This window comes from Streptomyces sp. NRRL F-5126, assembly GCF_000721265.1.
In the GTDB taxonomy this organism is placed as follows: domain Bacteria; phylum Actinomycetota; class Actinomycetes; order Streptomycetales; family Streptomycetaceae; genus Streptomyces.
The window spans coordinates 81,620-100,987 of sequence record NZ_JOFZ01000015.1; the positions used below are offsets into that span (position 1 = coordinate 81,620).

A 19,368-nucleotide genomic window follows, 5' to 3' on the forward strand; every position below is an offset into this window, starting at 1 on the left:
CAAACACGAGCAGAGGGCCGGACGGCTGTCCGGCCCTCCCGCGCAGCGGATGCCCGTGGAGGCACGGCGCCGTCAGCTGAACGGGTCGAAGCCGTCGAACTCGCGTGCCGCCTCGTCCCGTTCCGCCTCGCGGTCCCTGCGGCGCTGCGCCGCGGGGCGCGGGGCCTCGAAACGGTGGTCCTCGCCGCGCCTGCCGAGCATCTCCGCGCCGGCCGCCATCGACGGCTCCCAGTCGAAGACGACCGCGTTGTCCTCGGGGCCGATGGCGACGCCGTCACCCGGCCTGGCGCCCGCCTTCATCAGCTCGTCCTCCACGCCGAGGCGGCCGAGCCGGTCCGCGAGGTAGCCGACGGCCTCGTCGTTGTTGAAGTCTGTCTGGCGCACCCAGCGCTCCGGCTTCTCGCCACGCACGCGGTAGATGCCGTCGTCCTCAAGCGTCACCGTGAAGCCCGTGTCGTCCACGGCCTTGGGGCGGATGACGACCCGGGTCGCCTCGGCAGGCGGTGCGCTCTCGCGCGCCTTGCCGACGATCTCCGCGAGCGCGAACGACAGCTCCTTCAGGCCGAGGTGCGCGACCGCCGACACCTCGAAGACGCGGTAGCCGCGCGCCTGGAGGTCGGGCCTGATCATCTCGGCGAGGTCCCGGCCGTCCGGGATGTCGACCTTGTTGAGCACGACGAGGCGGGGCCGGTCGTCGAGCCCGCCGTACTCCCGCAGTTCCTCCTCGATGGTGTCGAGGTCGGACAGCGGGTCGCGGTCGGACTCCAGCGTCGCGGTGTCCAGCACGTGCACGAGTACCGAGCAGCGCTCCACGTGCCGCAGGAATTCGAGGCCGAGGCCGCGGCCCTGGCTAGCGCCCGGGATGAGGCCCGGCACGTCGGCGATGGTGAAGACGGTGGAACCGGCGGTGACCACGCCGAGGTTCGGCACGAGGGTGGTGAACGGGTAGTCGGCGATCTTGGGGCGGGCCGCGGACAGCACCGAGATCAGCGAGGACTTTCCGGCGCTCGGGTAGCCGACGAGCGCGACGTCCGCGACCGTCTTCAGTTCGAGGACGACGTCGCCGCCGGTGCCCGGCTCGCCGAGCAGCGCGAAGCCGGGTGCCTTGCGGCGCGTCGAGGCGAGCGCCGCGTTGCCGAGGCCGCCGCGGCCGCCCTGGCCCGCCACGTACGTCGTGCCCTGGCCGACGAGGTCGGCGAGCACCTCGCCGTGCTTGTCGAGCACGACGGTGCCGTCCGGCACGGGCAGCACGAGGTCCTGCCCGTCCTTGCCCGAGCGGTGGCCGCCCTCGCCCGGCTTGCCGTTGGTCGCCCTGCGGTGCGGCGCGTGGTGGTAGTCGAGCAGCGTCGTGACGGACTGGTCGACGACGAGCACGACGTCGCCGCCGCGGCCGCCGTTGCCGCCGTCGGGGCCGCCGAGCGGCTTGAACTTCTCCCGGTGCACGGAGGCGCAGCCGTGGCCCCCGTTACCCGCGGCGACATGCAGCTCGACGCGGTCCACGAAGGTGGTCATGGTGTGGTGCCTCCAAGCACGTACGCGGAGATGGCCTCTCCTGACTAACACGCAAAGGGCGGACCCGCTTCCCGAGGGAAGGGGGCCCGCCCTGAGCGCGAAACCGCTGATCGGTCCGGATTGCTTCTCAGGCGACCGGAACGATGTTCACGACGCGGCGGCCACGGCTGGTGCCGAACTCGACCGCGCCGGCGTTGAGCGCGAACAGGGTGTCGTCGCCGCCGCGGCCGACCCCGGTGCCGGGGTGGAAGTGCGTGCCGCGCTGGCGGACGATGATCTCACCGGCGAGGACGACCTGACCGCCGAAGCGCTTCACGCCGAGCCGCTGGGAGTTGGAGTCGCGCCCGTTCCTGGAGGACGATGCGCCCTTCTTGTGTGCCATGAATCCTCAGTCCCTTACTTCGCGGCCGTGGGGATGCCGGTGACCTTGATCGCCGTGTACTGCTGGCGGTGACCCTGACGACGGCGGTAGCCGGTCTTGTTCTTGTAGCGAAGGATGTCGATCTTCGCACCCTTGTGGTGGTCCACGACCTCGGCCGTGACCTTGATGCCGTCCAGGACCCACGGGTCGCTGGTGACGGCTTCCCCGTCGACCACGAGCAGGGTCGAGAGCTCGACCGTGTCGCCCACCTTGGCAGTGGAAATCTTGTCAACCTCAACGATGTCGCCGACAGCAACCTTGTGCTGGCGGCCACCGCTGCGCACGATGGCGTACACGCGCATCTCACTCTCACTAGGAACGGAAACCTCTGACGCCAGCCGCCCGCACGGCCGAGGGCCATGACAGTCCGGAGTGGATGAGCGGCCTCCCCCGGGGACCGGGAGGTGGGTGCTCAGAGGCGGGCGTGCACACAGACACGCCGAAGGGTAAGAATACGGGGCGCCGGAGCAGAGGGTCAAACCGGCCCCTGAACGGTCCCGGGCCGCCCCGCACCGCTGAGGTGCGAGGCGGCCCGGGACCGGTCGCGGGTCACCGGCCGGTCAGTCGTCCGCGGCGTCCGTCGCGGACACCACGCCCGAGGGCGCGGCCTGTTCGGCCGCCGCGGTCTTCTTCGCGGCCGACTTCTTCGTCGTCGTCTTCTTCGTGGCGGCCTTCTTGGCCGTCGTCGTCTTCTTGGCGGCGGTCTTCTTGGCCGCCGTCTTCTTGGCGGTGGCCTTCTTCGCCGTAGCCTTCTTCGCGGCCGCCTTCTTCGCCGTCTTCTTGGCCGCCGGCTCCCGCGCGGCGGCCTCCTCGACGGGCGCCTCCGCCTCGGGCGCCTCCGTCTCGGGGGCACCGTCCGCCTTCTGGCCTGCGGACGGGACGACCACGACAGCGCCGCCGTCGCCCGAGGGCGCGCCCGCGGGGGCGGTGACCTTGCGCGTCACCCTGCGGCGCGCTCGCGGCGGTGCCGCGACCGGCTCCTGCGCCGCCGAGGCATCGGGCTCGGCCGAGGCCGGCTCGGGGGCCTGCGGCGCCGCACCTGTCTCGGCCGCGGGGACGACGACCTCGGCGGGCGCCGCCGTGTCCGCCGTGCGCGGGGACCCGGCCGGCGCGGAGGCCTTGCGGGTGGCCCTGCGGCGGGAACGGCCGCCCCTGCTCGCGGCCGCCTCCGCCTCGGCGACGCTGTTGTACAGCTCCTCGTCGGGCGTGAAGGCCGGCGAGGGCAGCGCCGCGGGGGCCGCCACCTCGGCCGCGACCTCGGCGGCCGTCTCGGTCCTTGCGGGCCCTGCCTCCTGCGCGGACCCGGCCTCGGCCGCGGCCTCCACCGCCGGAGCCTTCTCGGCCGCGTACTCGTGCTCGTGGTCCGCGCCGCCGGAGCCGCCGCGGCGCTTCCTGCCGCGCTTGCCGCCACCCGTGCTGCCGCCGCCCGCCGGGGTCGACGCCTGCTCCATGTGGACGATCACCCCGCGTCCGTTGCAGTGCACGCAGGTCTCGGAGAACGACTCCAGCAGGCCCTGGCCGACGCGCTTGCGGGTCATCTGCACGAGGCCGAGCGAGGTCACCTCGGCGACCTGGTGCTTCGTACGGTCGCGGCCCAGGCACTCCAGCAGCCGCCGCAGCACGAGGTCGCGGTTGGACTCAAGCACCATGTCGATGAAGTCGATGACGACGATGCCGCCGAGGTCGCGCAGGCGCAGCTGGCGCACGATCTCCTCGGCCGCCTCCAGGTTGTTCCTGGTGACGGTCTCCTCCAGGTTGCCGCCCTGGCCGGTGAACTTCCCGGTGTTGACGTCGACGACGACCATGGCCTCGGTCTTGTCGATGACCAGGGAGCCGCCGCTGGGCAGCCAGACCTTGCGGTCGAGCGCCTTCATCAGCTGCTCGTCGATGCGGTACGTCGCGAAGACGTCCACCTCGCTCGTCCACCGCTGCAGCCGCTGGGACAGGTCGGGCGCCACGTAGGAGACGTAGTCGTTGATGGTGTCCCACGCCTCGTCGCCGCTGACGATGACCTTCGAGAAGTCCTCGTTGAAGATGTCGCGGACGACGCGGACCGTCATGTCGGGCTCGCCGTACAGCAGCGTCGGCGCGTTCGACGCGCCGCCGGACTTCGACTTCTTCTTGATCTCGTCCCACTGCGACTGGAGCCGCTCGACGTCGCGGCGCAGCTCGTCCTCGCTGGCGCCCTCGGCGGCCGTGCGGACGATGACCCCCGCGTCCTCGGGGACGACCTTCTTGAGGATCGTCTTGAGCCGGGCGCGCTCGGTGTCGGGCAGCTTGCGGCTGATGCCCGTCATCGAGCCCTCGGGCACGTACACGAGGTACCGGCCGGGCAGCGAGACCTGGCTGGTCAGGCGCGCGCCCTTGTGGCCGATCGGGTCCTTCGTCACCTGGACGAGCACGGACTGGCCCGACTTGAGCGCGGTCTCGATGCGGCGCGGGCCGCCGGACATGCCCAGCGCCTCGAAGTTCACCTCGCCCGCGTACAGGACGGCGTTGCGGCCCTTGCCGATGTCGACGAACGCGGCCTCCATGGACGGCAGCACGTTCTGCACCTTGCCCAGGTACACGTTGCCGACGTACGAGGTGGCCTGCTCCTTGTTGACGTAGTGCTCGACGAGCACGTCGTCCTCGAGCACGCCGATCTGCGTGCGCTCGCCGCTCTGCCGTACGACCATCACGCGCTCGACGGCCTCGCGGCGTGCGAGGAACTCCGCCTCCGTGATGATCGGCACGCGGCGGCGGCCCTGCTCGCGGCCCTCCCGGCGGCGCTGCTTCTTCGCTTCGAGGCGTGTGGAGCCCTTGATCGACTGGACCTCGTCCGAGCCGGTGCGCTCCTCCTTCTTGCGCGGCTCGCGCACCTTGACGACCGTGCGCTCCGGGTCGTCGCCCGACTCGGCCTCCGCGCCGAGGTCGCCGCCACGGCGGCGGCGCCTGCGCCGGCGGCGGCTGCTGGACGAGCCGGATCCGGCGCGGCCCGCGTCGTCGTGCTCGCCGTGCTCATCGTCGTGGGACGCGTCCGCGTCGTCGCGCGCCTCACCGTCCGCCTGGCCGTCCTGGTCGGCGTGCTCGCCGCGCTCGTCCTGGCCGGCGCGGTCGGCCTTCTCGGCCCGCTCGCGGTGGTCGTCGCGGTCGTCGCGGTCCTCGCGCGAGGACGTCTCGTCCTGCTCGGAGCCGCCGTCGTCGGCGGACTCGCCTCGGCGGCGCCTGCGCCCGCCCCTGCGGCGGCGGCGCGACGGGCGGTCCTCGTCCTCGGCGCCGTCCCGGGTGTCGGCGTCCTGCGAGGCGTCGGCCTCGTCGGCGGTCTCCTCCGGCTCGGCGGCGGGCTGCTGCTGCTCGGCGGCCGCCTCGGGCTCGCCGCGGCGGCGGCGCTTGCGGCGGCCGGCCGGCTGTTCGGCCGCGGCGTCCTGCTCGTCGTCGTGCTTCGCGGTGGACGGGCCGTCCGACGCGGCCGCGGCGGCCGCGGTCTCCGGGGTCTGGAACATCGGCTCGGCGAAGACGGGCTGCTGGAAGACGGCGGTGGCCGGCCGTGCCGTCCTGCGGCTGCCCCGCGCGGGGGCCGCCTCCTCCTCGACCACGGCGCCGCCCTCGGTCTCGGCGACCCGGCGGCGGGAACGGGAGCGCGCGGGGCGCTCGGCCTCGGCCTCCGGCTCCTTCGTCTCCTCGGTCTCTACCGCGGGGGCGGTGGCCTTGCGGGTCGCGCGACGACGGGTGCGCGGCGCCTCGGGCTCCGCGTCCTGCGGGACGGCGACCGCCTCGGCCGCCTCTTCGGTGGCGGGAGCCTGCTCGGGCTCGGGCGCGGCCGGGGCCTTGGGCGCGGTGGCCTTGCGGGTGGCGCGGCGACGGGTGCGCGGCGCGGGGGCCTCGTCCGCGGGCGCGTCAGCGGCGCCGGACCCGGCGTCGGCGGCGGGCTGCTCCGCCGGCTCGGCCGACGCCACCGGCGCGGTGGCCTTCCGCGTGGCGCGGCGACGGGTACGCGGCGCGGGCGCCTCGTCCGCCGGGGCCTCGCTCGCCGAAGCCTGCGCAGTCGTCTTCTGTGCCGTCTCGGCGGACTGCTCGTCCTGCGCCTGCGGCGCGCCCGCGGGCGACGTCGCCCTGCGGGTGGCGCGGCGCCGCGGGCGGGGGGCGGCCTCGGCCTCGGGGTCCTCATCCGCCTGCTCGGCCGCGGCGGGGGCCTGCGCGGCCGTGGCCTCGGGGGCCTCGGTGGCTTCGGCGCTGCCGGCGGGGGGCCCGGCGGGGCGCGATGCGGCGCGGCGCCTACGGCGCGGCGGCAGCGTGTCGCTGGGGCTGTTGTTCTCTTGTGTCGTCTCTCCGGCCGTGCCGGAGGACGTGGGCTCGATGGGCATCCGGGCGTTTCTCCCGTCACGCTCCCGGGCGCCGCGCCTGGTTCCGGTCCAGCGGCGGTCCGCGCTGTGCGCGTCCGCCGCCGCCCGGGGCGCGGGCGCCGCACGGGGGCTTGTCTGGCTCGCCGGTTCCCCACCCGCTTGTCACGCGGGTGCGGCCTGGCGAAAGTCTTCTGGTCTGTGCGCCGCCCGATCCAGGTGGCTCCCGGATTCAAGGGCCGCGCCCGACGACTGTCCTAAGCGGAGGCCGCGCCCGTCCGCACCGTCGCGGCGGCGGCTCCAGGGGCCTTCGAGTGGCCCGCGGGTACCGCCTCGCGGTCGGCCGCGAGCGGGTCGGTCACCGTGCCGGACTCCTCGTCGAGGGGCCCCTGCGCCAGCCTGGTCACCGCTGCGGGGACCGGCGGCGCCAGGTCGGCCACAGCTCGGAGACCGGACAGGACATCGTCGGGTCGAACGGCGGGTGTCTCGTGCCGAACAACCAGTCGCAGTATCGCACAGGGGCCCGCCCCGGTGCGGCCGACGTCCCCGCCGGGCTCCGCCACGACGTGCAGTTCGGCGACGGCGGCCCTGGCGTCGAACGTCCTGACCCCGTTCTTCGTGCGGCGCTCGACCTCGACGGCAGGCGCCGCGAGGAACGCGGCCACGGCGCGCTCGGCCTCCTCGTCCGCCACGCCGTCGAGCCGCAGCTCCCACACGGAGGCCGTCAGCCGCTCGGCGAGCCCGGCGACCCGGGCCTCCACCGCGTCGACGACGTCGAGGCCCGTGGGCAGCGACGCGTCGAGCAGTTCCCGCAGCGCCTCGGGGTCACGCGGCTCCACCAGGGCGATCTCCAGGAACTCGGCCTCGCTGCCCGTGCCGGTGGGTGCGGCATTGGCGTACGACACCTTCGGGTGCGGCGTGAAGCCGGCCGAGTACGCCATGGGCACCTCGGCGCGGCGCAGCGCCCGCTCGAAAGCGCGCTGGAAGTCGCGGTGGCTGGTGAACCGGAGGCGGCCGCGCTTGGTGTAGCGCAGTCTGATGCGCTGCACCGTGGGTGCGGGCGGCGGGCCTTCGGGCTGTCGCTTGCCCAGTGGTTTACTCCTCGGTGCGGGGCCGCGCGGTGACGCACGGCCCGTGGGCCTTTCGTGGTCTCCCGGCATCAGCCCTGATCGCTCAAGGTGACTTCGGGTGCGGGCGCCGCGCCGGGGACGGTTTTCTTACTACCCAGAGTACGCGCAGGGCCTCCGTTCGGTTCCCGAGGCTCCGGCAACCGGGCGGTGGGGCCGTGGCCGCTGTCGCCCCGCTGGGCGGGTGGCGCACCGAACACCGCGCGGCGCAGGTCGGCCCGCGCGTGCCGCAGCGTGGCGCGGGCCGCACGCGCCGCGTCCCGTACGGCCAGGAGCACGGGCACGGCGAGCGGCCTGACCACGGCGCGGTACATCCAGCGCACCGGGCGCCCCACGGCGTGCCACGCGATCCAGGCGACGGCCCGGCCCACCGCGCGCGAGACGAACCCGGCCGCGCGCCGGCCGAGCGCCAGCGCCGCGCCCAGCTCACGGCCCAACGGGACGAGGACGGTCCGCCACAGCCACCCGAGCAGAACGACGAGCAGGGCGGTGGCCGGCAACGCGATCCCGGCGCCCACCGCCCGCGCGAGCCACGCCGCCGCGCGCCCGACCGGTATGAGCACACTCCGGTATGCCCACCCCAACGGCACCACCACCCCGTAACGCACCACAGGCACCACAACCCACCGCCACAACGCGCCCCATGGCCACCAGAACACCGCCATGCCGAGCCACGCCAGCGCATTCGCCACCGGCACGCACACCCACATGTACAACAGGCCGCACACGTACGCCGCACCACGCCCGAACGGTGTCAACACATGCCGGTACAACCACACCGACGGCACCACCACCCCATAGCGCACCACCGGCACCACAACCCACCGCCACAACGCGGCGCCGGCCCACAGCAATGGCAGGCCCACCAACACCCTTACCGCCCAGACGAGTCCACGTCCGAGTGGCCGCAACACAGCGCGGTTGACGGCCCGTACCGACCAGCCGAGGGCGTCCCACACCATCCGCACGGGCAGCACCACGACGAACACGACGATCCGCAGCGGCAACCGCACGGCCGCCACGAGGCACCCCGCACCGCCGTCGCCGGTGCCGCCGGCCCCCTCATGCTGTCCGCGCTCCATACGAACAGGGACGCCGCAGCGCTCCGCGCGGATCCGGTCGCAACTCCCTTTCTCCGGCAGTCACGCCAGGGCGTCAGAACACCGACAGACCGGTCACCGTGGTGAACGCGTCCAAGGCCGCCACCGCTGCGACCGAGTTGCCCGCCGCGTCCAGCGCAGGCCCCCAGGCGCACAGCGCGGCCCGTCCGGGCACCACCGCCAGCACTCCACCGCCCACCCCGCTCTTGCCCGGCAGCCCGACGCGGTAGGCGAACTCGCCGGCCGCGTCGTAGGTTCCGCAGGTCAACAGCACCGCGTTGACGCGCTTGGCGTCGCTGCCCGACAGCAGCCGAGTGTCATCGGCGCGCAGGCCATGGCGTGCCAGGAAGCGGCATGCCAGGGCCAGGTCGCGGCATGACGCCGCGATCGCGCAATGGCCGTAGTAGTGCTCAAGGACCTGCTCCACCTCGTTGTCGAGGTTGCCGTGGCTGGCCAGGAAGTGAGCGAGGGCCGCGTTCAGATGTCCGTGCGCCGCCTCGGAAGCGGCGATGTCACGGTCGGTCGCCAGGTCCGGATTGCCGGACTCGGCACGCAGGAACGCCCGCACCTGCTGGGCTGCATCACCGGTCAGGCTCAGCAGCCGGTCGGTGACGACCAGGGCTCCGGCGTTGATGAACGGATTGCGCGGAATGCCTTGCTCGGTCTCCAACTGGACGAGCGAGTTGAACGGGTTGCCGGACGGCTCGCGGCCCACCCGTCGCCAGAGTGTGTCGCCGCCGCCATGGGAGAGGACAAGGGCGAGAGTGAACAGCTTGGAAACGCTCTGGATGGAGAACGGCCGCTCCCAGTCGCCGACGCCGTGCACCTGGCCGTCCACGGTGGCGATCGCCATGCCGAACGCGTGGGGATCGGCGTCGGCGAGGGCCGGGATGTAGTCCGCGATCCGCCCGCGGCCCGCGGTGGCCCGGGCGGCGCGCATCGCCTCGCGAAGCGGTTCCTCGTAGTCCATGGACGCCATTGTCCAGGTCCCCGCGGCCCACCTGCCGGGTTCGCGCCCGCGCACCAGGCGCGACCCGGCCCCCGCTCAGAAGGCGAGCGGGGGCCGAGGATGACAGGAGAGCGAGCTCAGGGCAGGAGAAGGTTCCGCTGTCCGGCCTGCACGCTCCTGGTGAAGAGCTCGTAGTCCTTCTTGGAGATGACCAGGACCTGGGCGTCGGGGTCGCCCACGTCCACGGAGTCGCGCAGGGCCACGACTCCGTCGACGAAGGCGACTTCCAGGCAGTTGTCGCCGCCATTGGACATCTCGCTCTTCGCCCACACGGCGTTGGAGAGGTCAACCTTCTTGTTCATTTAGCAGTCCTTGATCAGCTCGCGGATGCAGCGCTGGCTCTTCTGCTCATCGAGCGCCTGTGTACGGAGAGCGTCGAAAGCGGTCCGATAGCGGTCCACATCCCCATCCTCCTCCAAGTACAGGGAGGTCGTCTTCATCTCGACGACGGCAACCGGTGAGCCCACCTCGAAGTGTAGGAGCTGGAAGGCTCCATCCATACCCGCGAAGGCGCCCACATCGAACGGAAGCACCTGTATCCCTACGTGGGCATACTCCTCAGCGACATGCAGTAGCAGTTGGAGCTGAGCACGCATCACATCGGGCCCGCCCACGGTGCGCCGCAGGGCTGACTCATCGAGGATGCACCACACGCTGAGTGGTGCCTCTCGAGTCAGAGCCGCCTGCCGGGCCAAGCGGAGGTCAACGAAGCGGCCGGCCTCCCGCTTCGACGTCCACAGGTGGCTTCGCTCAACGACGGAAGTGGCGTACTCCCGCGTCTGGAGCAGGCCGGGAACCATGTGCAGGTACAACTCCGCCTTCGAGGCCATCTCTTCCAAGTGCAGGAAGTCGTCGAACCCCTCGGTCTGGATGGACTCCTTGTACTCGTCCAAGAGGTTCGTGCGCTTGCTGGACGCGGCAAGAGAGGCCATCGCCTTCGTCTTCGCGACGGTCTCCTCCGAGTCGACCCCGTAGACCTTCAAGAAGGCCGTCAAGCCGAGCCCGGACACCCGCTGCTTACCGTTCTCGATCTTGCTCAACGCCGGTTTTCCGGCCAGGCCAAGTCTCTCCGCAGCCTCGTCCATGCCCAGTCCGGCGGCGACGCGCAAGGACCGCAGAGCCGATCCGAAGCGGCGCCTGTGGACGTTCGGTCGTGCTTCCGCCACGGCTTCCTCGCAGCGAGGCATCGCCTCACTTGCCCACTGCGCACTCGCCTCGGAGGGACAGCTCGTGACAACAACCGCCTCCCGTCCGCACGCAACGGGCGCTCCCGGGTACAGCGAGACCTGTCCCTGCGAGGCGAAGTCCGCGGCACGCGCTCGCTCACTCGTCCGGGCTGCCTTACTCATGGAAACTCGAACAGCTCATCGACGATGGAACGTTGATCGTCTCAGGGCTGGTCGGCAACAGTGTCCGGCACAGCAACTGCCGTCTCGTGCACGTCAGCGTGTCCCTGACCGGTCCCGGCCGCGTGCGGCTCTCCGTGTCGGACACGTCGACGACCGTCCCCGTGAAACAAGAGGCCTGCGAGGACGACACAACGGGACGCGGGCTGCAACTCGTCGACGCACTGGCCGACCGGTGGGGAACCGACCTGCGCCGTGGGAAGAAGATCGTGTGGGTGGATCTCCTCGCAGAGGATGAACCCGCGTGATGGGCCCTGCGAGCAGCCAGCGTGGCCCCTCCCCGCCGAGCAATCGTCAAGACTTGTGGATCACGGGACGGCGATCGGACCATCGACGGAGTTGGGTAAGTTGGGGTGACCCGACCCGAGGGGACAACTGTGAGCACGCGGCCGTATCCATTCCATGGGGGAGAGAACGTCGCATGGGACCTCGTGGTCTGGCGCGGCGAATTTGACCGGGTCACGGTCGCCGTACTGAGCCGAGAGGACATCGTTCAGGTCCGCGGAGGTTTTGACCGAGGCGACGACGTGTGGATGTACAACGTCTACCCCGTTCCGGACGCTGTCCTGCCAACGATCGCTGATCTTGTGTCAGGAGTCCGGCTCGACCGCAAGCTTGAGTACTTCATAGAGGCTCGCCAGGATCTGCCGGGCGGAGAGCTCTGGTCCCCCGAGCGTGGCGAGCTTCCGCCCGGTCACGTACCGCCTCCGTGACGACAATCGGCGAGGATTAGATCACCGATGCGGCGTGATCAGGCAGCGGTTTCCTCGCTCTCGACCAGGACTCCGTTCTCGAACCGGGCACCTGAGCGGACCAGGGCGACGAGGTGGGCGCCGGTGATCGCGCGCCAGCGGGCCTTTGCGGACTCGACCAACTTGAACACCATCGCCAGGGTCGTGGCCGGGACGCCGAATCCGGGGCCACCGTGCCCGTATCAGTGCCATCAAGGGCCTCGGTTGTCCGGCCGGTCACGGCCCACCGCGGCTATACGGACTGCCGCGCCGAACGTGCCGACGGGGGCATTTTGTGGTTCTGAGACGCCCCGTCCGTCCCGCCCCGCCGGGCGGCCCGTGCGGACAGCAGCAGCATGACCGCGCAGGCATCCAGCGCGGCCCAGCCCGCAAGGGCCGTCCAGCCACCGCCCGCGGCCGCACCAGCCACCGTCACGCCCATCACGCCCAACGCGGCAGCCGGTGTCGCGGACAGCCACGCACCCCGCAGCCTGCCACCGTGCAGCCCGATGGTTCCGGCCAGACCGAACGCCGCCGCCATCAGCCAGAGCAGAGTGACCAGCGGCGCGAAGAACAGCACGAACATCGCGACGGGGAAGGCCGCGGCGTAAAGGCCCAGGAACCCGACGGAGACAGCGAACGCGGGACGCCACGTCCGCTCGTGCGGCGGCAGGAAACGCAGAAGCAGCCAGAGGACGGCACCCGCCGCCGCCAGGGCGACTCCCACCCACCACACGAAGACCGCGTTGGGCACCGACGGCAGCCCCCGCACTCCGACCACTGCGGCGAGGGGTCCCAGAGCGACACCGGCGACCATGGCTGCGAACCCGCGTCCTTCCCGTCCCACCGCACCCCCTCCCGCCTTCCACAGTAGCGGGGCCGGGGGCGGCGCCCTCAGCGGATTCCGGGGGCAGAGCGGCCCTCAGTCGCTCTCCCCCTCGTCCAGGCGCTCCAGCCGGGTGGTCACGTCGTCGGCCAGCCGGCCGAGGAGGCGGCCGAGGTCCTCGCGGTCCTGGCGCGGCCAGTCGGCGATCGCCTCGGCGAACCAGCCCAGCAGGGACGTCACGTAGCGGGTCGCCGCGTCCGCGCCCGCCGGGGTCGGCTCGATGATGCTGGCGCGCCGGTCGTCCGGGTCGGCGACCCGGCGGACGAGGCGGCGCCGCTCCAGGTTCTGGACCTGGCGGGTGACGTGCGGCCCCACGACCTGCATCCGGTCGGCGATCTCGCCGACACGCAGCGGCTTCTCGGCCCGGCAGACTTCCAGCAGCACGCCGAGGGCGGGACGGTCGAGGCTGAGGCCGGCCGCCTCGGCGGCCCGCTCCGGGAGCCGGCCCTTGGAGATGGCGGCGCTGAGCTGCGTGATGCGCGGGAGCACTGCGGCCAGGTCAGCCTGTGCGTCCTCCGGCCGTGGCGGCTCGTGGGGCTCCGGGGTCATGACACTCCATTTGCTTACCTGAGTTAGGTATCTGTATGGTGAGGGGCAGTCGGCCCACGGGGGTCCGTATGGCCGCAAACAATATACCTGAGGTACGCATATTTGCTGCCCGGTAGCGAGAGGTGAGACGTCATGGACCACTCAGCAGCTCCCCACGCACGCCGCGTACTGATCTCCGGAGCCAGCATCGCGGGCCCCGCGCTCGCCTACTGGCTCGACCGCTACGGATTCGACGTGACCGTCGTCGAGAAGGCATCCGCCGTCCGCGGCGGCGGATACGCGATCGACATCCGCGGCACTGCCCGCGACGTCGCCGACCGCATGGGCCTGCTGCCCCAGCTGCGCGCGGCGCACGTCAACACGCAGCGCCTCGGCTTCGTGGACGCCGCGGGCGAGCCGATCGGCTCGGTCGACCCCAACGGGATAACCGGCGGGGAGGGCAACCTCGACCTGGAGGTACGGCGGGGAGACCTGGCCGACGTGCTGTACACGCCGATCAAGGACCGGGTCGAGTTCCTCTTCGACGACTCGATCGCGACGCTTGACGACGACGGCGACGCCGTCCACGTCGTCTTCGACAGCGGTGCGCGCCGCACCTTCGACCTCGTCATCGGCGCGGACGGCCTGCACTCGAACACGCGCCGCCTCGTCTTCGGCCCCGAAGAGCCCTTCCACCACTACCTCGGGCACGTCTTCGCCGGCTTCACCCTGCCGAACGACTTCGGACTCGCCCACGAGGGCCTCGCCTGGAACGAGCCCGGGCGCGCCGCCATCCTCTACGCCCACGAGCCGTCCCAGTACCTGCACGGCTTCCTCGCCTTCACCAGTGAGGCCCCGCCCTACGAGGCGTTCCGCGACCCGCAGGCCCAGTGCGACCTGGTGGCGTCGCGCTACCCGGAGCAGGTCTGGCACCTGCCGCGCCTGGTGGAGGCGATGCGGGAGGCCGACGACCTCTTCTTCGACATCGTCAGCCAGATCCACATGCCCGTGTGGTCCCGGGGCCGTGTCGCCCTGGCCGGGGACGCGGCCCATGCGACGTCGTTCCTGTCCGGTCAGGGCAGCAGCGTGGCCCTCGTGGGCGCGTACGTCCTGGCGGGCGAACTGGCCACGCACGCGGACCACGCCGAGGCCTTCGCGGCGTACGAGAAGCGGATGCGGCCCTTCGCGGAGCGCAACCAGGCGCTCGCCGGCGCCGGCGGCACCGTGGTGACGCCGACGACACGCGAGCAGCTCGACGCCCGCAACGCGGCCCTGCGCGCTCCCCGATCATCCGCGATGCGCGCCCACGCGGAGACCGACGAGGCGCACGCCGCGCACACCGCGATGGCGCTGCCGGACTACCCGGACGCCGCCTGAGTCCAGCCGCGGGCTGTGCGGGGCAGGGCCGTCAGACGACCGTCAGCGGCAGCAGCTTCTTGCCCGTCGGGCCGACCTGGATGTCGAGGTCGAGCTGGGGGCAGACGCCACAGTCAAAACACGGCGTCCAGCGGCAGTCCTCGACCTCGGTCTCGTCCAGCGCGTCCTGCCAGTCCTCCCAGAGCCAGTCCTTGTCGAGGCCGGAGTCCAGGTGGTCCCAGGGCAGGACCTCCTCGTAGGAGCGCTCGCGGGTCGTGTACCAGGCCACGTCCACGCCGTACGCGGGCAGCGTCCTCTCGGCGCACGCAATCCAGCGGTCGTACGAGAAGTGCTCGCGCCAGCCGTCGAACCTGCCGCCGTCCTCGTAGACCGCGCGGATCACCGCGCCCACACGGCGGTCCCCGCGGGAGAGCATGCCCTCGACGATGCCGGGCTTGCCGTCGTGGTAGCGGAAGCCGATGGAGCGGCCGTACTTCTTGCTGCCGCGGATGCGGTCGCGCAGCTTCTCCAGGCGCGCGTCCGTGTCCTCGGCCGACAGCTGCGGCGCCCACTGGAACGGCGTGTGCGGCTTGGGCACGAAGCCGCCGACGGACACCGTGCAGCGGATGTCGTTGGAGCCCGAGACCTCGCGGCCCTTCTGGATGACGTTCATCGCCATGTCGGCGATCTGGAGGACGTCCTCGTCGGTCTCCGTCGGCAGCCCGCACATGAAGTACAGCTTCACCTGGCGCCAGCCGTTGCCGTACGCGGTGGCGACCGTGCGGATCAGGTCCTCCTCGGAGACCATCTTGTTGATGACCTTGCGCATCCGCTCGCTGCCGCCCTCGGGCGCGAACGTCAGCCCGGAGCGGCGGCCGTTGCGTGTGAGCTCGTTCGCCAGGTCGACGTTGAACGCGTCGACGCGGGTGGACGGGAGGGACAGGCCGATCTTGTCCTCCTCGTACCGGTCCGCGAGCCCCTTGGCGATGTCGCCGATCTCGCTGTGGTCGGCGGACGACAGCGACAGCAGGCCGACCTCCTCGAAGCCGGTCGCCTTCAGGCCCTTGTCGACCATCTCGCCGATGCCGGTGATGGAGCGCTCGCGCACGGGGCGCGTGATCATGCCGGCCTGGCAGAAGCGGCAGCCTCGCGTGCAGCCGCGGAAGATCTCCACCGACATGCGTTCGTGCACGGTCTCCGCGAGCGGCACGAGCGGCTGCTTCGGGTAGGGCCACTCGTCGAGGTCCATCACCGTGTGCTTGGCCACGCGCCACGGCACGCCCGACCTGTTCGGCACGACACGTGCGATGCGGCCGTCCGGCAGGTACTCGACGTCGTAGAAGCCCGGCACGTACACCCCGCCGGTCTTCGCGAGGCGCAGCAACAGCTCCTCGCGGCCGCCGGGGCGTCCCTCCGCCTTCCAGGCCCGGATGATCTCGGTGATCTCGAGGACGGCCTGCTCGCCGTCGCCGACCACGGCCGCGTCGATGAAGTCGGCGATCGGCTCCGGGTTGAACGCGGAGTGGCCGCCCGCGATGACGATCGGGTGGTCCTGCGTGCGGTCCTTGGCCTCCAGCGGGATGCCCGCGAGGTCGAGCGCCGTGAACATGTTCGTGTAGCCGAGCTCCGTGGAGAAGCTCAGGCCGAGCACGTCGAAGGCGGAGACCGGACGGTGGCTGTCCACCGTGAACTGCGGGACGCCGTGCTCCCGCATCAGCGCCTCCAGGTCGGGCCAGACGCTGTACGTGCGCTCCGCGAGCACTCCCTGGCGCTCGTTGAGCACCTCGTAGAGGATCATGACGCCCTGGTTGGGCAGTCCCACCTCGTACGCGTCGGGGTACATCAGCGCCCAGCGCACGTCGCACTCGTCCCACGGCTTGACCGTGGAGTTCAGCTCACCACCGACGTATTGGATCGGCTTCTGTACATGCGGGAGCAGAGCTTCGAGCTGCGGGAAGACCGAATCGGCAGACATCGCTGATCTTTCGTGGTCGGCTTGGGTGGCGCTCCCGGCGGGCAGCTCGCCTCCCCGTGCGTGGTGAGCCGTGAACCCGCTGCCGGGACGATGAACCAGCGTACCCCGCACCGCGGGCGCCACTCACCGCCCGCCCGGGGATCATGCCGTCAGGGCCGCGCGCAGCCGCCGCTCGGACGCCTTCGCCCATACGCGCGGCAGGTCGCGCTCGCAGCGCAGCGCACCCTCGTGTTCGGCGGCGTGGACCAGCCCCCAGGTGAAGGCGGACTCGCCGGCCGCGTGGGCGGCCACGGCCAGGTCGCGGGCAGCGCCGCGCGCGACCACGCCGTCCTGGTGGTCGCCGAGCAGTTGCTGGACGTTCTTCATCCGCCGGGCGAATCTCTCCGCGGGTGGGCCGAGAGCGGGCTCGGCGGCCTCGGCGGCGTACCTGACGCGTTTGGCCGCCTTCCGGGCGCTGTGCAGGGCGATGTCGCGCTCCTCGCCCGGCGGGAGGGCGAGCGCCTGCCCGACGCGCCGCGCCAGTCCGGCGTACTCGTTCAGCACGGGCTCCGGCAGCGCCTTCGCCGCTTCTCGGTCCGCCCTCTCGCGCAGCGGTGGGTCGGCTGCGAGCGCGGCGAGCGTGGTGAGCAGCGCGAGGTAGCGGTCGCTGTCGAGCGCGGTCAGGGCGAGGTCGCGGGAACGCGCCTCACGGCGGACGCTCCACAGCCGCAGGCGCGCCTCGACCGGGCCGAGCACCAGTGTCCGCGGCAGTTCGGCCACGCGGGCCCGCAATCGCCCCGTCAGGACCTCGTTGTCGCGGTCGGCGGCGAGCTGGGCGCCGAGCCACCGCAACTCGGCGATCACGGGGTCGGTGCGGCGGCGGTCGAGGAGCCTGCGGTAGGAGCGCAGGACCGAGCGCAACCGGCGCGCGGCGACTCGGAGCTGGTGCACGGCGTCGGGCAGACCGCGCCGTACGGCGGGATCGAGCGCGACGATCGCGTCCGTCTGCCGTCCGATGCAGGCGAGGAGGTGGTCGCCCGCTGTCACGGGCTCCGGCGGGGCGCCGTGCGGCCCGCGGCCTCGTCCTTCGGCGCGAGCGTCGCGGGCGTCGCGGGCGTCGGTGCGGGCGAGCGCCCTGGCGAGTGGGGACGGGGAGGCCGACGGGGTGAGGCCGACCTCGCGCAGCCGTTCGTCGACGCGGTCGAGCAGCGCGGGTTCCGCGCCCTGCGCGAGCCGGGCCCGGACCTCGGTCCAGGCGGTGACGGCGGGTGGGCCGCCGCCGGGTGCGTCGAGGCGCTCCGCGCGTACCGCGTCGACGGTCAGGCGCAGCAGGGGCCTGCCGTCCCGCCGCAGCAGGCTGGTGGTCTCGCGGGACGTGCGCAGGCGCGCGACGGGGACGAGGGCCGCGCCCCTGGTCCTTGAGCGCAGCAGCCGGACGAGGTCGCCGGGCGGGGCGGGCGACGGCGGGGCGCTCAGCTCACCCCGCACGCCGAGGACGGCGGGCAGCCGCAGGTGCCAGCCCTCGTCGTGGCCGCCCTCGCCGCGCCACAGGGTGACGTCGCACGCGGCGAGGCGGAGGCCGGCGGTGTCATGGTGGACGGCGGCCGTCTCCGTCACGTCCCCGGCCTCGGCACGGGCTCCCCCGGCACGGACGAGGGCGGCGGCCAGGTCAGGTGCCGCGGGCGGGTCACCGGCCGCCGGATCGGGGATGAGGTAAGTGCGTCCGATCTCGCATCTGGTGTCGGCCATACCTGACGGGTATCCGGGAAGCGCCGTCCCCAAGCGCCCGTGCGACCGGGCTTCGCGTCCGGGGCGTCATGCCGCTATCGGCCGCTGCACCCTGATCGACTGCAGCAGCCCCACCGCGATCCACACCGCGAACATGGAACTGCCCCCGTACGAGACGAACGGCAGCGGCAGGCCTGCCACCGGCATGATGCCCAGCGTCATGCCGATGTTCTCGAAGGACTGGAACGCGAACCAGGCGATGATCCCGCCCGCGACGACCGTTCCGTACAGCTCGCTCGTCTCGCGGGCGATGCGGCAGGCCCGCCACAGCACGATGCCGAGAAGCAGCAGTATGAAGCCGGCCCCCACGAACCCGAGTTCCTCGCCGGCCACGGTGAAGACGAAGTCGGTCTGCTGCTCGGGCACGAACTGGCCGGTGGTCTGCGTGCCGTGGAAGAGGCCCTTGCCGAGCAGGCCGCCGGAGCCGATCGCGATCCGCGCCTGGTTGGTGTTGTAGCCGACGCCCGCCGGGTCGAGGCTGGGGTTGGCGAACGCGGCGAACCGGTTGATCTGGTACTGGTCGAGGATGCCGAGGGACGTGACGGCCACGGCGCCGAGGACGCCGGCGCCGATCAGCCCGAAGATCCACCGCTTGGCCGCGCCGGACGCCATCAGGCAGCCCAGCACGACCACCGCCATGACCATGACGGAACCGAGGTCGGGCATCAGCATGACGACGACCATCGGGACGAGCGCGAGCCCCAGCGCCTTGGCGACGGTCCTGTGGTCGGGGTGCTCGGTGTCGCCCGCGTCCACCCGCGACGCGAGGATCATCGCCATCCCGAGCAGGATGGTGATCTTCGCGAACTCGGACGGCTGGACGGAGAAGCCGCCGCCGATGACGATCCACGAGTGCGCGCCGTTGATGGTGGAGCCGAGCGGCGTCAGTACCGCCAGCATGGCCAGGATCGAAAGGCCGTAGAGGATCGGCACCGCGCCGCGCAGGGTGCGGTGGCCGAGCCAGATGACGCCGATCATCAGGGCGAGGCCGATGCCGGCGTTCATCAGGTGGCGGATGAAGAAGTAGTACTGGTCGCCGTGGGTGAGCGAGTTGCGGTGGCGCGTCGCCGAGTACACGAGCAGCGAGCCGATGAGGGACAGCGCGATCGCGGACAGCAGCAGGGGCCAGTCCAGCTTGCGCACGATCGAGTCGCGCGCCGCCATCCGGGCCCACGCCGAGCGGCGCGGCCCGTAGCCGGAGACCGAGAAACCACTGGTACCGGCCATG

General features: G+C 72.1%; 16 protein-coding genes and 1 pseudogene. 2 read left to right on the top strand and 15 right to left on the bottom strand.

Annotated features, from left to right (window positions below; all coding sequences use genetic code 11):
• Positions 1 to 72 precede the first annotated feature (72 nt).
• From obgE to IH48_RS0129895, 9 genes are all read right to left on the bottom strand, one after another.
• Complete coding sequence (gene obgE, locus IH48_RS0129855) at positions 73 to 1,512, bottom strand: GTPase ObgE (protein WP_030911535.1); 1,440 nt, start codon at positions 1,510 to 1,512, stop codon at positions 73 to 75.
• 127 nt (positions 1,513 to 1,639) lie between these two features.
• Positions 1,640 to 1,894, bottom strand: coding sequence for a 50S ribosomal protein L27 (gene rpmA / locus IH48_RS0129860; protein ID WP_030911538.1), 255 nt, complete (start codon positions 1,892 to 1,894; stop codon positions 1,640 to 1,642).
• A gap of 14 nt (positions 1,895 to 1,908) precedes the next feature.
• Complete coding sequence (gene rplU, locus IH48_RS0129865) at positions 1,909 to 2,229, bottom strand: 50S ribosomal protein L21 (RefSeq protein ID WP_030911540.1); 321 nt, start codon at positions 2,227 to 2,229, stop codon at positions 1,909 to 1,911.
• 264 nt (positions 2,230 to 2,493) lie between these two features.
• Positions 2,494 to 6,279, bottom strand: a complete 3,786-nt coding sequence (locus IH48_RS0129870; protein WP_030911543.1) for a ribonuclease E/G — start codon at positions 6,277 to 6,279, stop codon at positions 2,494 to 2,496.
• Positions 6,280 to 6,512: 233 nt separating this feature from the next.
• Positions 6,513 to 7,304, bottom strand: a complete 792-nt coding sequence (locus IH48_RS0129875; RefSeq protein ID WP_030911544.1) for a TIGR03936 family radical SAM-associated protein — start codon at positions 7,302 to 7,304, stop codon at positions 6,513 to 6,515.
• Between the two features lie 110 nt (positions 7,305 to 7,414).
• Entirely contained in the window at positions 7,415 to 8,404 is a 990-nt protein-coding gene (locus tag IH48_RS0129880) for a hypothetical protein (RefSeq protein WP_234434427.1), read from the bottom strand.
• A gap of 133 nt (positions 8,405 to 8,537) precedes the next feature.
• Positions 8,538 to 9,452 carry a glutaminase gene (locus tag IH48_RS0129885; protein WP_030911549.1) on the bottom strand — a complete coding sequence of 305 codons (915 nt, stop codon included), beginning with the start codon at positions 9,450 to 9,452 and terminating at the stop codon, positions 8,538 to 8,540.
• 116 nt (positions 9,453 to 9,568) lie between these two features.
• Positions 9,569 to 9,793 (bottom strand): DUF397 domain-containing protein, encoded by a 225-nt coding sequence (locus tag IH48_RS0129890; protein ID WP_030911552.1) that lies wholly within the window; start codon positions 9,791 to 9,793, stop codon positions 9,569 to 9,571.
• On the bottom strand, positions 9,794 to 10,678 hold the full coding sequence (locus tag IH48_RS0129895; protein WP_078850133.1) for a helix-turn-helix domain-containing protein: 885 nt from the start codon (positions 10,676 to 10,678) through the stop codon (positions 9,794 to 9,796).
• 194 nt (positions 10,679 to 10,872) lie between these two features.
• On the opposite strand from IH48_RS0129895, the gene IH48_RS37545 reads away from it, so the two are divergent.
• Complete coding sequence (locus tag IH48_RS37545) at positions 10,873 to 11,145, top strand: ATP-binding protein (RefSeq protein ID WP_324604338.1); 273 nt, start codon at positions 10,873 to 10,875, stop codon at positions 11,143 to 11,145.
• A gap of 503 nt (positions 11,146 to 11,648) precedes the next feature.
• On the opposite strand, the pseudogene IH48_RS37215 reads toward IH48_RS37545, so the two are convergent.
• The 3 genes and pseudogenes from IH48_RS37215 to IH48_RS0129920 all read right to left on the bottom strand — a co-directional run.
• A pseudogene (locus IH48_RS37215) lies at positions 11,649 to 11,813 on the bottom strand (IS256 family transposase); the annotation flags it as partial.
• A 68-nt stretch (positions 11,814 to 11,881) separates the two neighbouring features.
• A complete protein-coding gene (locus IH48_RS0129915) occupies positions 11,882 to 12,475 on the bottom strand; it encodes a hypothetical protein (protein ID WP_158710372.1) in 594 nt (197 codons plus the stop codon).
• A gap of 75 nt (positions 12,476 to 12,550) precedes the next feature.
• Positions 12,551 to 13,063, bottom strand: coding sequence for a MarR family winged helix-turn-helix transcriptional regulator (locus IH48_RS0129920; RefSeq protein ID WP_030911560.1), 513 nt, complete (start codon positions 13,061 to 13,063; stop codon positions 12,551 to 12,553).
• Positions 13,064 to 13,195: 132 nt separating this feature from the next.
• Between IH48_RS0129920 and IH48_RS0129925 the strand changes: the two genes are divergently transcribed.
• Positions 13,196 to 14,419, top strand: coding sequence for an FAD-dependent monooxygenase (locus IH48_RS0129925; protein WP_030911563.1), 1,224 nt, complete (start codon positions 13,196 to 13,198; stop codon positions 14,417 to 14,419).
• Positions 14,420 to 14,450: 31 nt separating this feature from the next.
• Here the strand turns inward: IH48_RS0129925 and IH48_RS0129930 are convergent, their stop codons facing one another.
• The 3 genes from IH48_RS0129930 to rodA all read right to left on the bottom strand — a co-directional run bounded on the left by IH48_RS0129930 (position 14,451) and on the right by rodA (position 19,367).
• Positions 14,451 to 16,373, bottom strand: a complete 1,923-nt coding sequence (locus IH48_RS0129930; RefSeq protein WP_030911566.1) for a TIGR03960 family B12-binding radical SAM protein — start codon at positions 16,371 to 16,373, stop codon at positions 14,451 to 14,453.
• Between the two features lie 141 nt (positions 16,374 to 16,514).
• The gene (locus IH48_RS0129935) at positions 16,515 to 18,101 is read right to left on the bottom strand and encodes a CYTH and CHAD domain-containing protein (protein WP_030911569.1); all 1,587 of its coding nucleotides are present in this window, start codon (positions 18,099 to 18,101) and stop codon (positions 16,515 to 16,517) included.
• Positions 18,102 to 18,167: 66 nt separating this feature from the next.
• Positions 18,168 to 19,367 (bottom strand): rod shape-determining protein RodA, encoded by a 1,200-nt coding sequence (gene rodA / locus IH48_RS0129940; protein ID WP_030911571.1) that lies wholly within the window; start codon positions 19,365 to 19,367, stop codon positions 18,168 to 18,170.
• Position 19,368: the final 1 nt, after the last annotated feature.

Bases quoted from the DNA above. Each gene is read 5' to 3' on its own strand.
- IH48_RS0129935 (WP_030911569.1), bottom strand. From the start codon at position 18,101: ATGGCCGACACCAGATGCGAGATCGGACGCACTTACCTCATCCCCGAT.
- IH48_RS0129895 (WP_078850133.1), bottom strand. From the start codon at position 10,678: ATGCCTCGCTGCGAGGAAGCCGTGGCGGAAGCACGACCGAACGTCCAC.
- rodA (WP_030911571.1), bottom strand. From the start codon at position 19,367: ATGGCCGGTACCAGTGGTTTCTCGGTCTCCGGCTACGGGCCGCGCCGC.
- IH48_RS0129925 (WP_030911563.1), top strand. From the start codon at position 13,196: ATGGACCACTCAGCAGCTCCCCACGCACGCCGCGTACTGATCTCCGGA.
- IH48_RS0129870 (WP_030911543.1), bottom strand. From the start codon at position 6,279: ATGCCCATCGAGCCCACGTCCTCCGGCACGGCCGGAGAGACGACACAA.
- IH48_RS0129920 (WP_030911560.1), bottom strand. From the start codon at position 13,063: ATGACCCCGGAGCCCCACGAGCCGCCACGGCCGGAGGACGCACAGGCT.
- IH48_RS0129930 (WP_030911566.1), bottom strand. From the start codon at position 16,373: ATGTCTGCCGATTCGGTCTTCCCGCAGCTCGAAGCTCTGCTCCCGCAT.
- IH48_RS0129890 (WP_030911552.1), bottom strand. From the start codon at position 9,793: ATGAACAAGAAGGTTGACCTCTCCAACGCCGTGTGGGCGAAGAGCGAG.
- IH48_RS0129885 (WP_030911549.1), bottom strand. From the start codon at position 9,452: ATGGACTACGAGGAACCGCTTCGCGAGGCGATGCGCGCCGCCCGGGCC.
- obgE (WP_030911535.1), bottom strand. From the start codon at position 1,512: ATGACCACCTTCGTGGACCGCGTCGAGCTGCATGTCGCCGCGGGTAAC.
- rpmA (WP_030911538.1), bottom strand. From the start codon at position 1,894: ATGGCACACAAGAAGGGCGCATCGTCCTCCAGGAACGGGCGCGACTCC.